Origin of the sequence: Halomonas ramblicola, from assembly GCF_030409215.1 — a bacterium.
Lineage (GTDB): Bacteria > Pseudomonadota > Gammaproteobacteria > Pseudomonadales > Halomonadaceae > Halomonas > Halomonas ramblicola.
The window spans coordinates 91,289-103,728 of record NZ_JAUFPL010000016.1; the positions used below are offsets into that span (position 1 = coordinate 91,289).

11 protein-coding genes are annotated in these 12,440 nt (G+C 69.9%); 3 read left to right on the forward strand and 8 right to left on the reverse strand.

The features are described from left to right. The first annotated feature begins 23 nt into the window (after nt 1-23). Both folX and QWY80_RS03440 read left to right on the forward strand, forming a co-directional pair. Nucleotides 24-425 (forward strand): dihydroneopterin triphosphate 2'-epimerase, encoded by a 402-nt coding sequence (gene folX, locus QWY80_RS03435; RefSeq protein WP_290229299.1) that lies wholly within the window; start codon nt 24-26, stop codon nt 423-425. Nucleotides 426-530: 105 nt separating this feature from the next. Then, nucleotides 531-1,988: an NAD-dependent succinate-semialdehyde dehydrogenase gene (locus QWY80_RS03440; RefSeq protein ID WP_290229300.1), complete on the forward strand. Its 1,458-nt coding sequence runs from the start codon at nt 531-533 to the stop codon at nt 1,986-1,988. A gap of 280 nt (nt 1,989-2,268) precedes the next feature. Here QWY80_RS03440 and purH read toward each other — a convergent pair whose 3' ends face one another. From purH to dsbD, 7 genes are all read right to left on the reverse strand, one after another. Then, complete coding sequence (gene purH / locus QWY80_RS03445) at nt 2,269-3,849, reverse strand: bifunctional phosphoribosylaminoimidazolecarboxamide formyltransferase/IMP cyclohydrolase (protein ID WP_290229301.1); 1,581 nt, start codon at nt 3,847-3,849, stop codon at nt 2,269-2,271. 80 nt (nt 3,850-3,929) lie between these two features. After that, the gene (gene fis, locus QWY80_RS03450; RefSeq protein ID WP_290229302.1) at nt 3,930-4,256 is read right to left on the reverse strand and encodes a DNA-binding transcriptional regulator Fis; all 327 of its coding nucleotides are present in this window, start codon (nt 4,254-4,256) and stop codon (nt 3,930-3,932) included. Next, nucleotides 4,253-5,281, reverse strand: a complete 1,029-nt coding sequence (gene dusB / locus QWY80_RS03455; protein WP_290229303.1) for a tRNA dihydrouridine synthase DusB — start codon at nt 5,279-5,281, stop codon at nt 4,253-4,255. The genes fis and dusB overlap by 4 nt, the downstream gene beginning before the upstream one ends. 72 nt (nt 5,282-5,353) lie before the next feature. After that, nucleotides 5,354-6,268, reverse strand: a complete 915-nt coding sequence (gene prmA / locus QWY80_RS03460; RefSeq protein WP_290229305.1) for a 50S ribosomal protein L11 methyltransferase — start codon at nt 6,266-6,268, stop codon at nt 5,354-5,356. A 102-nt stretch (nt 6,269-6,370) separates the two neighbouring features. Further along, nucleotides 6,371-7,714, reverse strand: coding sequence for an acetyl-CoA carboxylase biotin carboxylase subunit (accC, locus tag QWY80_RS03465; protein WP_290229306.1), 1,344 nt, complete (start codon nt 7,712-7,714; stop codon nt 6,371-6,373). A 43-nt stretch (nt 7,715-7,757) separates the two neighbouring features. Beyond that, nucleotides 7,758-8,219: an acetyl-CoA carboxylase biotin carboxyl carrier protein gene (gene accB, locus QWY80_RS03470; protein ID WP_290229307.1), complete on the reverse strand. Its 462-nt coding sequence runs from the start codon at nt 8,217-8,219 to the stop codon at nt 7,758-7,760. A gap of 199 nt (nt 8,220-8,418) precedes the next feature. Beyond that, nucleotides 8,419-10,278 carry a protein-disulfide reductase DsbD gene (dsbD, locus tag QWY80_RS03475; RefSeq protein ID WP_290229308.1) on the reverse strand — a complete coding sequence of 620 codons (1,860 nt, stop codon included), beginning with the start codon at nt 10,276-10,278 and terminating at the stop codon, nt 8,419-8,421. Between the two features lie 213 nt (nt 10,279-10,491). Here dsbD and QWY80_RS03480 point away from each other — a divergent pair, with 213 nt between their 5' ends. Further along, entirely contained in the window at nt 10,492-11,790 is a 1,299-nt protein-coding gene (locus QWY80_RS03480) for a DUF2333 family protein (RefSeq protein ID WP_290229309.1), read from the forward strand. 89 nt (nt 11,791-11,879) lie between these two features. Here the strand turns inward: QWY80_RS03480 and ppa are convergent, their stop codons facing one another. Next, a complete protein-coding gene (ppa, locus tag QWY80_RS03485) occupies nt 11,880-12,410 on the reverse strand; it encodes an inorganic diphosphatase (protein WP_290229310.1) in 531 nt (176 codons plus the stop codon). Nucleotides 12,411-12,440: the final 30 nt, after the last annotated feature.

Consider the following 12,440-nt stretch of genomic DNA (forward strand, 5'->3'; position numbering starts at 1 on the left):
GCCAGCCAACCAGGAGATCGGCCATGCCGCTGCACGCCATCGACGACCAGCATTTCGACCACGACCTGGCGACCATCCGCATCAAGAACCTCCGCCTGCGCACCCATATCGGCATCAAGGCGGAGGAGATCAACAATCGCCAGGACGTGGTGGTCAACGCGGTGATCCGTTACCGGGCCGACAAGGCGGTGGCCTTCAACCACATCGAGCAGGCGCTCGACTACCGCACCATCACCAAGGAGGTGATCGCCCATGTGGAGGAGAACCGCTTCCTGCTGCTCGAGCGCATGACCCGCGAGGTGCTCGACCTGATCATGGCGCATCCCGAGGTGCTGACCGCCCAGGTGGAGATCGACAAGCCCCACGCCCTGCGCTTCGCCGACTCCGTCTCCATCACCCTCTCCGAATCCCGCCAGCCGCGTTGAGGTCGGTGCGTAAAAGGTGGGTCCCGGCGCTTGGAGTGCCGGGGCCTTTACGCTTAGCATGAGGGATAAACCGACCATATGCCGCGTCCGCGGCAGGAGACCGAAATGGAATCCCTCAAGGAAACGCAGCTCTACTGTCCCTTCGCCTACATCGACGGCAGTTGGGTGGCCGCCGACAGCGGCGAACAGATCGAGGTGGTCAACCCGGCCACCGGCGAGGTGATGGGCAACGTGCCGCGCCTGGGGCGTGCCGAGACCGAGCGCGCCATCGAGGCCGCCGACGCCGCCCTGCCGGCCTGGAAGGCGCTCACCGCCCAGGAGCGCGCCGATGTCCTGATGAAGTGGCACGACCTGATGCTCGAGCACCAGGACGATCTGGCCATGATCATGACCCACGAACAGGGCAAGCCGCTCAAGGAGGCCGCCGGCGAGATCGCCTATGCGGCGAGCTTCCTGCGCTGGTTCGCCGAGGAGGCGCGGCGCGTCTACGGCGAGACCGTCCCCGCCGCCAAGCCCAACCAGCGCATCATGGTGACCAAGCAGCCGGTGGGCGTGGTGGGGGCCATCACCCCCTGGAACTTCCCCGCCGCCATGATCACCCGCAAGGCCGGCGCCGCCCTGGCCACCGGCTGCACCGTGGTGGCCAAGCCGGCCAGCCAGACGCCGTTCTCCGCCACCGCCCTGGCATTGCTGGCCGAGCGCGCCGGCGTGCCGCGCGGGGTGTTCAACGTGGTGCCGGGGCGCGCCAGCGAGATCGCCGCCGCCATGACCGAGTCGTCGCTGGTGCGCAAGATCACCTTCACCGGCTCCACCGAGGTGGGCCGCGAGCTGATGGCCAACGCCTCTCGCCATATCCAGAAGATCTCCCTGGAACTGGGCGGCAACGCCCCCTTCATCGTCTTCGAGGACGCCGACCTGGACGCCGCGGTGGAGGGCGCCATGGCCGCCAAGTTCCGCAACGCCGGCCAGACCTGCGTCTGCACCAACCGCTTCCTGGTGCAGTCCAGCGTGGTCAACGCCTTCTGCGAGAAGCTCGCCGTGGCCATGAACAGCGAGCTCAAGGTGGGCGACGGCACCCAGCCGAACATCAACATCGGGCCGTTGATCGACGACCGGGCGGTGTCCAAGGTCAGCGAACACGTGCACGATGCCGTCGACAAGGGCGCCGAGCTGCTGCTGGGCGGCCACCCGCATCCCTTGGGCGGCAACTTCTTCACCCCCACCCTGATCAGCTTCGCCACCGCCGACATGAAGGTGGCCCACGAGGAGACCTTCGGTCCCCTGGCGGCGGTATTCCCCTTCGAGGACGAGGAGGATGCGGTACGCCTGGCCAACGACACCCAGTACGGCCTGGCCGCCTACTTCTATTCCCGCGACCTGGGCCGCGTGTGGCGCGTCGCCGATGCCCTGGAGTACGGCATGGTGGGCATCAACACCGGCCTGATCTCCAACGCCGCGGCACCCTTCGGCGGGGTCAAGGAGTCCGGCCTGGGCCGCGAGGGTGGCCATCAGGGACTGGAGGAGTTCCTCGAGACCAAGTACCTGTGCATCGACCTCGGGTAACCAACACGCCGGTCGTGATGAGATAGGAGGGCAGCTCCGCTGCGCGACCGGCGCCGTCAGGCGCCTGGCGGTGTTGTCGACGTGTCATTGGTTGCCGCCGGGAGGCCTGCGGCCTCCAATCGCCCAACAGAGTTGGCCTCCTACAGTGTGAAATCAAGCCGATTGGCGATGAGCCACAAAAACACCCCTGCCGGGGCTACCGGCAGGGGTGTTTCCTCTACTGACTGAGCTCAGGCTGCCTTCCAGCTTCCAGCTTCCAGCTTCCAGCTCGCCGTCGGCGTCAGTGCCTGAAGTGCCGCATGCCGGTGAAGACCATGGCGATGCCGGCCTCGTTGGCGGCGTCGATCACCTCCTGGTCGCGCATGGAGCCGCCGGGCTGGATCACCGCGGTGATGCCGGCCGCCGCCGCGGCGTCGATGCCGTCGCGGAAGGGGAAGAAGGCATCGCTGGCCATCACCGAGCCGGGCACCGAGAGGCCTTCGTCGGCGGCCTTGATGCCGGCGATCTTGGCCGAGTAGACGCGGCTCATCTGGCCGGCGCCCACGCCGATGGTCTGACCGTCCTTGGCATAGACGATGGCGTTGGACTTGACGTACTTGGCGACCTTCCAGGCGAAGGCCAGGTCGCGCAGCTCCTGCTCGCTGGGCACTCGCTCGCTGACCACGGTGAGCTCGTCGCGGCCGACCATGCCCAGGTCGCGGTCCTGGACCAGCAGGCCGCCGGTGACGCGCTTGACGTCGTGGGCAGGTTCCCGGCTGCCGGGCCAGTGCTCGCCCACGTCGAGCAGGCGCACGTTCTGCTTCTCGGCGACGATCTCGGCGGCTGCCTTCTCGACCCCGGGGGCGATGATCACCTCGACGAACTGGCGGTCGATGATGGCGCGGGCGGTCTCGGCGTCCAGCGGCACGTTGAAGGCGATGATGCCGCCGAAGGCGCTGGTGGGATCGGTGGCGAAGGCCTTGTCGTAGGCCTCCCTCGGGCTGCCGCCCACCGCCACGCCGCAGGGGTTGGCGTGCTTGACGATCACGCAGGCGGTCTCGGTGAAGGCCTTGACGCACTCGAAGGCGGCGTCGGTGTCGGCCACGTTGTTGAACGACAGCGCCTTGCCCTGCCGTTGGGTGGCGGTGGCCACGCCGGCCTCGCTGGCGTCGGCCTCGACGTAGAAGGCGGCGCCCTGGTGCGGGTTCTCGCCGTAGCGCATGGCCTGCTTCTTGACGAACTGCTGGTTGTAGGTGCGCGGGAAGCCGTTCTCGCCGCCGGGCACCCGCTGGCCCAGGTAGTCGGCGATGGCGGCATCATAGCCGGCGGTGTGTTCGAAGGCCTTGACCGCCAGGTCGAAGCGGGTGGCCTCGGACACCGCACCGTCCTGGGCGGCGATCTCGCCCAGCACCCGGGCGTAGTCGCCGGCGTCCACCACGATGGTGGTGTAGGCATGGTTCTTGGCGCAGGCGCGCACCATGGTGGGGCCGCCAATGTCGATGTTCTCGATGGCGTCCTCGAGGGTGCAGTCCGGCCTGGCCACGGTCTGGGCGAAGGGGTAGAGGTTGACCACCACCATGTCGATGGGCGCGATGTCGTGTTCGGCCATCACCGCCTCGTCCTGGCCGCGGCGCCCCAGGATGCCGCCGTGGATCCTGGGATGCAGGGTCTTGACCCGGCCGTCCATGATCTCGGGGAAGCCGGTGTGCTCGGAGACCTCGGTGACGGCGATGCCGTTCTCCTGCAGCAGGCGGAAGGTGCCGCCGGTGGAGAGCAGCTCGACGCCGCGCTCGGCCAAGCCGCGGGCGAAGTCGACGATGCCGGTCTTGTCGGAGACGCTGATCAGGGCGCGGCGAACCGGGGTGGGGGAGGCTTGGGCCATGGGGTCACTCTCTTGACGTCTGGGGCGATGGAAAAGCGGCGTGCCCGGGGACACGCCGAAGGGAGCCTCGGCTCCCTTGGTCAGATCAGGTCGTACTGCTTGAGCTTCTTGCGCAGGGTGCCGCGGTTGAGGCCGAGCATCTCGGCGGCGCGGGTCTGGTTGCCCTGGGTGTGGTCGAGCACGGCGGCGAGCAGCGGGGCCTCCACCTCGGCCATCACCATGGCGTGGAGCCCGGTGACCTCGCCGCCGTCCAGGTGGGCGAAGTAGCGTCGCATGGCGAGGTCCACGGCCTCACGCAGTGGCTGCTGCCCGATGGGTTCGGCCGACTGGCCTTCACCGGCCAGCCCGGACGATTCGTGATGACGTCCCGATAGGTCGGGGTTCGGGGGGAAGGCTTGGCTGGTCATGCGGCTCGGGTTCCTTTCGAGAACGGCTGCTCGAGAAAGAGGTCATCGATGAAGCGCTGCTGGGCGTCGGGGCACTCCAGGCCATTGAAGGCGGCCCGCAGTTCGCGCTGGCGGGTCGCCGCCAGGCGTGGGTCGCCGGCCAGGTACCAGCCGAGATGCTTGCGCGCGATGCGCACGCCCATGTAGTCGCCGTAGAAGTCGTGGAGCGCCGCCAGGTGGTCGCGCAGGACCCCGGCGCGCTCGGCGTCGCTCGGGGGCATCAGCGGCTCCCCGTGACGCAGGTAGTGGTCGATCTCGCGGAAGATCCAGGGGTTGCCCTGGGCGCCGCGGCCGACCATCACCGCATCCGCTCCAGTATAGTCGAGGACGGCGGCGGCCTTCCCGGGAGAATCGATATCGCCGTTGGCGAAGACCGGGAGGGAGACCGCGGCCTTGATGGCGGCGATGGTGTCGTACTCGGCCTCGCCGCCGTAGCGCTGCTGGCGGTGGCGGCCGTGTACGGCCAGCGCCTGGATGCCGGCGGCCTCGGCCAGGCGCGCCACGCGCACGCCGTTGTTGCTGTCGGCGCACCAGCCGGTGCGGATCTTCAGGGTCACCGGGACATCCACGGCGGCGACCACCGCCTCGAGGATTTCGGCCACCAGGGCCTCGTCGCGCAGCAGCGCCGAGCCGGCGGCCTTGTTGCAGACCTTCTTGGCCGGGCAGCCCATGTTGATGTCGATGATCTGGGCGCCCTGGTCGACGTTGAGGCGCGCCGCCTCGGCGAGCATCATGGCGTCGCCGCCGGCGATCTGCACGCTGCGCGGCCCGGGTTCGCCGCGGTGATCCATGCGCAGCCGCGACTTGCGGGTGTGCCACAGCGCCGGGTCCGAGGTCACCATCTCGCCCACCACCAGGCCGGCGCCCAGCCGCCGGCAGAGCCGGCGGAAGGGACGATCGGTCACGCCGGCCATCGGTGCCAGGATCACCCGGTTGGGCAGGGCATAGGGACCGATGCGGGGCAGGGAGGGCGAGCTCTCGGACATGGCGTTGGCTGGTGTCGGAAAGGGGGGCATATCATACGCCCCCGGGTGGTCAGGGTGAAGTGGCGGCGGGGTTCAGCCCGGCCGACGGCCGGTGAGGCGCGCCCAGCCCTCGCTGGTCACCGGCTCGTCCATGATCAGGCCCTGGTCGCGGTAGGCCGCCAGCACCTCCTCGGCCTGGTTCGCCAGTACGCCGGAGAGCGCCAGGCGCCCGCCCGGGGCGACGTGGCCGGCGATCATCGTGGCGAGCTCGACCAGCGGCCCGGCGAGGATGTTGGCCACCACGATGGGGAAGGCCTCGGCGTCGTCGAGTCGCTCGGGATAGCAGAGCCGCAGGCGGGCCTCCTCGATGCCGTTGCGCTCGGCGTTGTCGCGGCTGGCGGTCAGCGCCTGGGGGTCGATATCGGTGCCCACGGCCCGGCTGGCCCCCAGCTTGAGCGCGGCGATGGCCAGGATGCCGGAGCCGGTGCCGACGTCGAGCACCGCCTGGCCGTCCAGGGCCTCGGTCACCGCCAGGCCGTCCAGCCAGGCCAGGCAGAGCGCCGTGGTGGCGTGGGAGCCGGTGCCGAAGGCGAGCCCCGGGTCCAGGTGCAGGTTCACCGCGTTCGGCTGGGGGGGCTGGTGCCAGCTGGGCACGATCCACAGCCGTTCGCCCATCTGCAGCGGCTGGAAGTCGTCCATCCACTCGCGCTCCCAGTCGCGGTCGGCGAGCAGTTCCACCTCGATCTCCGGGCAGGGCTCCTCGGGCTGCTCGGCGGCCCAGGCCTGGCGCACCCGCTCGAGCATGGCGTTGACGCCCTCGAGATCATCGTAGAGGCCGGTGAGCACCGTCTCCTGCCACAGCGGGGCAGTGCCGCGTTCCGGCTCGAACACCGGGTCGTCGTGGGCGTCCTGCAGGGTGATGGCGGTGGCGCCCTCGGCGAGCAGCAGCTCCTCCAGGGGCTCGGCCTGTTCGGGGGCGATATGGGCCTTGAGTTGCAGCCAGGGCATAGGGGCGTTCCGTGGTCGATCGGGGAGGTGGTGGGCCGGATCAGCCCCGAGCATACCGGTGCCCGGGGCTGAAACATGCCTCTCGCCCGGAGGTGGGGCAGCCTACAGGCCCAGCTTCTTCTCCAGATAGTGGATGTTGACGCCACCCTGCTGGAAGTAGCCGTCGCGCACCAGATCCTTGTGCAGGTCGGTGTTGGTCTTGATGCCTTCCACCAGCAGCTCGTCCAGGGCGTTGCGCATGCGGGTCAGCGCGGTCTCGCGGTCGTCGCCCCAAGTGATCAGCTTGCCGATCAGCGAGTCGTAGTGGGGCGGTACCGTATAGCCGGTATAGACGTGGGAATCCATGCGTACCCCCAGGCCACCCGGCGGGTGGTAGAGGGTCACCTTGCCGGGAGAGGGCATGAAGGTGCGGGGGTCCTCGGCGTTGATCCGGCACTCGAAGGCGTGGCCGTGGAGTTCGACCTCTTCCTGGGAGATCGACAGCGGCAGGCCCGAGGCGATGCGCAGCTGCTCCTTGACGATGTCCACCCCGGTGACCATCTCGGTGACCGGATGCTCCACCTGGACCCGGGTGTTCATCTCGATGAAGAAGAACTGGCCGTCCTCGTAGAGGAACTCGAAGGTGCCGGCGCCGCGGTAGCCGATGGTGAGGCAGGCCTCGCGGCACGCCTCGAGCACCTCGGCGCGTGCCGCCTGGTCGAGCATCGGCGCGGGAGCCTCCTCGATCACCTTCTGGTGACGGCGCTGCAGGGAGCAGTCGCGGTCATAGAGGTGGATGGCGTTGCCCTGGCCGTCGGCCAGCACCTGGACCTCGACGTGGCGCGGATTCTCGAGGAACTTCTCCATGTACACGGTGCCGTCGCCGAAGGACGAGTGGGCCTCGGTCCGGGTCACGGTGACCGCGGAGAGCAGGTGGGCCTCGGTGTGTACCACGCGCATGCCGCGTCCGCCGCCACCGGCGGCGGCCTTGATGATCACCGGATAGCCGATGCGCCGGGCGGTGGCGACGATCTCCCCTTCGTCGTCCTCGGGCAGCGGACCGTCGGAACCGGGCACCGTGGGGACGCCGGCCTTCTTCATCGACGCGATGGCGCTGACCTTGTCGCCCATCAGGCGGATGGTCTCGGCCCGCGGGCCGATGAAGGTGAAGCCGGAGCGCTCGACCTGCTCGGCGAAGTTGGCGTTCTCGGAGAGGAAGCCGTAGCCGGGGTGGATGGCGCTGGTGTCGGTGACCTCCGCGGCGCTGATCAGCGACGGGATGTTGAGGTAGGACTGGGCCGAGGGTGCCGGCCCGATGCACACGGCCTCGTCGGCCAGGCGCACGTGCATCAGCTCGCGGTCGGCCTTGGAGTGGACCGCCACCGTCTTGATGCCCAGTTCCTTGCAGGCGCGCAGGATGCGCAGGGCGATCTCGCCACGGTTGGCGATGAGAACCTTGTCCAGCATGATGGGTCCGCCAGTGTCGGGTGAATGATGGGACAGGGCGCGATCAGGCGATCACGACCAGCGGCTGGTCGAACTCGACCGGTTCGCCGTCCTCGACCAGGATGGCCTCGATCACGCCATCGCGGTCGGCCTCGATCTGGTTCATCATCTTCATGGCCTCGACGATGCACACGGTGTCGCCCTTCTTGATGCTGGAGCCCACCTCGACGAACGGCTTGGCGCCGGGGGCCGGCGAGCGGTAGAAGGTGCCCACCATCGGCGAGGTGACGGCCTGGCCCTGGAAGACCGGGGCCTCGTCGGCGGCGGGCTCGGGGCTCTCGGCGGGGGCCGGCGCGGCGGGTTGGGCCGGTGCCGGGTAGCCCTGCTGGGGCATGGCGGGCTGCCAGTTCGTCCCGTTGGGGTGGCGGCTGATGCGCACCGACTCCTCGCCTTCCTGGATCTCGATTTCGCTGATGTTGGACTCTTCGAGCAGCTCGATCAGCTTCTTGACCTTGCGGATATCCATGACGTTGTCCCGGTCGATTGGGTTCGGTGGATGGCGGTCGGCCCCGGTGACGCGGCGCTGTCAACCTCGGCCAACTTGCAATAGATCGCGGCAAGATAGCGTCTCTTTCCGCCCCTATTGGCCTTGAATAAGGGATGACGCCGGAGTTTGCCGAAAATCCCCGGGGATGTCCAGCATCGTGGAGAACGCTGTTCGAGGGTCAGGCCGAGGGGCGTTCGGCGACACGGCTCAGCACTCCCTCCAGGTGGTCGGCCAACTGCGGGGCGCGCATCTCGCCCTGGATGCGTGCCTCGCGGATCTCCTCGCCGGCGTGGAAGAACAGCAGGCTGGGCGGGCCGAAGAGGCCGAAGTGATCGAGCAACTCGCGGCTGGCCGCATCGGTCTCGGTGACGTCGACGTCGATGCGGGTGAAGGCCGAGAGCGGCTCGGCGACCCGCGGATTCGGGTAGACCCGGCGCTCGAGCTGCTTGCAGGAGATGCACCAGTCGGCGGTCAGATGCACGAAGGCGGCACGGCCCTCGGGCACCTCGGCCAGGGCGCGGCGCAGGCCGTCGAGCCCGGCCACGGTGGTGACCTCCCTGGCCTCCGTCGTGGGGGCGCCATCACCGGCCAGGGGCGCCAGCGGGCGCAGCGGGTCGCGGCCGCCGCTGGCCGCCCCCACCACCAGGGCCAGGCCCCAGGCCAGCAGCAGCAAGCCGGCGGCCTGGCGCACCCGGGGCCAGCCCTGGGGCCGGTCGAACGACAGGGCGCCCAGCGCCAGGGCGCTGCCGATGGCCAGCCCCGCCCACAGCAGCAGTACCACGCCGGCCGGCAGCAGGCGTTCCACCAGCCAGATGGCGACCCCCAGCAGCAGGATGCCGAAGGCGGCCTTGACGCCGGTCATCCAGGCGCCGCTGCGCGGCAGCGCCGTGGTGCCGAAGGTGCCCACCGCGAGCAGCGGCACGCCCATGCCCAGGCCCAGGGCGAGCAGGGCGGCGCCGCCCAGCAGGGCGTCGCCGGTGGTGGAAATGAACACCAGGGCACCGGCCAGGGGCGCCGAGACGCAGGGGGAGACCACCAGCACCGAGAGTGCCCCGGCCAGTGCCAGGCCGGCCGGGCCGCTGCGCTGGGCGCGGGCCTGCCAGGCATCGACGCGCCCGGCCAGGCGCGTCGGGAGGCGCAGCCTGAAAGCGCCGAACATGGTCAAGGCGAAGAGGGTGAAGAGGACGGCGAAGGCAATCAGCACCGGGGCCGACTGCAGCCGGGCCTGGAGGTTGAGGCCGGCACCGAACAGGCCCATCAGCACGCCGACCACGGCATAGGTGACCGACATGCCCGCCACGTAGCTGGCGGAGAGGGCGAAGGCCCGTGGGCGGCCGGGATTCTGGCCGACGATGATCGACGACAGGATCGGCACCATGGGCAGCACGCAGGGCGTGAAGGTGAGGCCCAGGCCGGCCAGGAAGAACAGGCCCAGGGCCAGCGGCAGGCTCGCCTCGCTCATCAGCGCCCGGAAACGACCGTCCTCGCTCTGCGGTGCGCTCGCTGCCTCGCCTTGGGTGGCGGTGGTGGCCTCCGCGCCGCTTCCGTCAGCCCCGCTGCGCTCGTCTCCGGCGTCGCGCCAGCCGGCGAAGGCGGCCGGGGCCTCGCGTTCGCCGGCCTCGAGCGCGACGCGCTCCGGCGGGTAGCAGAGGCCGGCGTCGGCACAGCCCTGGAAGGTCAGGGCGAGGGGGAAGGCGCCACTGGCCTCCTTATCGAGGGGAACCCCGAAGACCACCCTGTCGCGGAAGACGTAGACGTCGCCGAGGAACTCGTCGCTGGTGAATTCCCCGGCGGGTAGCTCGGGTTCGCCCAGGTCCACCTGGTCCGATTCCACGCTGAAGCGGTGGCGGTAGAGGTAGTAGCCCTCGGCCGCCTCCACGCCCACGTAGAGCGTCTCGCCGTCGTGCCAGGCGCTGGGCTGGAAGGCCTCGAGCACCGGCAGGAACTCCTCGGCGTCGTTACCCGAGAACCACTGGGCCTGGGCGGCCAGTGGCAGGAGGAGGAGCAGCGAGAGGGCGAGGCGTCGGAGGGTCAACACTTGGGGTCCTTTCCTGGGCGGTGTGGCGAGAGGGCTCGCTATCAGACTGCGGCCGGCGGGGGCGGTTCCGGGCCTCGGCGGGCCCGGCCTGACCGAAGCCGGCAGACGGGTGCTAGGATAACGCAGGGAGAACGTGCGTTCACCGACGCCGGCGGAGTTCGCTGCGCCACGTTGTCGCACGTTGCCACGTTCGCAACGGAAAGGAACCTGCACATGGCTTGGAAGGGCAAGGGCGGCGCCGGGCGCCGCAGACGCACGGAGGTGCTGGAGCGCCCCGAGTACGGCTGGATCTGGAAGCCGCTGCTGACGCTGCTGGTGCTCTACCTGGTGGTCACCCTGGCGCTGGGCATCTGGTGGAGCCGTACCCCGGCGCCGCACAGCGTGGAGCAGATTCCCATGGAGCGACGCGGCGAGGCCGCCTTCGACCCGTCGGCCCGGGGCACGGTCACCGTGGCCACCCTGGCCTCCATCGTCGAGACCCTCTATGCCAAGCCGGGCGGCTACCTGCGCAACGATCTCTTCCCGCCGGGGCTGTGGCTCGACAACATGCCGCACTGGGAGCTGGGCGTGCTGCGCCAGGCCAAGGACCTGGCGCGGGCCCTGCCGTCCATGACGCCGGGCGAGGTCGAGGAGCTGGAGGCGGCGATCCGTGGTCTGGCCGGCGATGGGCTCGACTGGTACCGGCCGGCCACCGAGGACCACCTGGCCCAGGCGGTGGCGGCGCTCGACCGCGAGCTGCGGCGACTGGGCGAGGACCCGGCCGAGGGCTATACGCCGGGCGCCGGGCTGCCGCGCTGGCTGGCCGATGTCACCGCGCGCCTGGACGACCTCGCATTGCGCCTGGCGGCCGGGGTGGGCAGCCAGCGCTGGCTGCGCGAGCTGGCCATCGACACCGAGGCGCTGCCGCCGCGCACCCCCTGGTACCGGGTCGACGACGTCTTCTTCGAGGCGCGCGGCACCGGCTGGGCGCTGGTGCAGCTGCTGGAGGGCGTGCAGCGCGACCAGGCCGACGTGCTGGAGGCGGCCGGCGTGACCGAGCAGTGGGAACGCCTGCGCGCGGAGCTCGCCATGACCCAGCGCCGGCTGTGGAGCCCGGTGATCCTCAGCGGCTCCGGCTTCGGCCCCTTCGCCAACCACTCCCTGGTGATGGCGCTGCACATGAGTCGGGCACGGGATCTCGCTGCGGAACTCGCCGAGTCGCTGGCCACGGCCTCCGACGCCACCCCATCCGGGGCCGGGGTCGACGAGGCCCCGGCGGTGGAGCCCGAGGTGGAGGAGGTCGAGCGTGCCACCGATGCCGCCGGCGCGGCGACGCCCGAGGCGGCCCCGAGCCCCGAGGCGGCGGATGCCGAGGCCGTGGATGACGACGCCGAACCGACCGCCGAGGAAGCCGGCGATGCCCAGGCCGAACCGACCGCCGAGCAAACCTATGACGAGCGGGAGGAGGGCACCGGGGAGGGCGACGACGCCGAGGCGGAAGAAGCCGCTGCATCGGGCGCCACCCAGGAGTAAGCTGCCGGAACGGCGACGGGCCGCCCTCATGGGGGCGGCCCGTTGCGTGAGCGGTGCCCGTCCCGGAGTGACGGGCAAGGGGCGGTCTATCAGGCCTTGCCGTAGGCGGCGACGGCCTTCTCGATGGCCTTGCGGGCGGCCTCGACGCCTTCCCAGGACTCCACCTTGACCCACTTGCCCTTCTCGAGGTCCTTGTAGTTCTCGAAGAAGTGGGCGATCTGCTGGCGCAGCAGCTCGGGCAGGTCGGTCACCTCCTGGACGTCGTCGTAGAGGCTGGAGAGCTTGGGATGCGGTACGCAGACCAGCTTGGCGTCCTCGCCGGCCTCGTCGGTCATGTTGAGGATGCCCACCGGGCGGGCGCGGATCACGCTGCCGGGCTGGACCGGGTAGGGGGTGACCACCAGGGCGTCCAGGGGATCGCCGTCATCGGCCAGGGTGTGCGGGATGAAGCCGTAGTTGGCCGGGTAGAACATCGGGGTGGCCATGAAGCGGTCGACCAGCAGGGCGCCCATGTCCTTGTCGATCTCGTACTTGACCGGAGCATGGTTGGCCGGGATCTCGATCGCCACGTAGACGTCGTTGGGAAGTTCCTTGCCGGCGGGGATGTTGTCGAAGTTCATCTCGTCGCTTCCTTCGGGTTGGCGAAACGC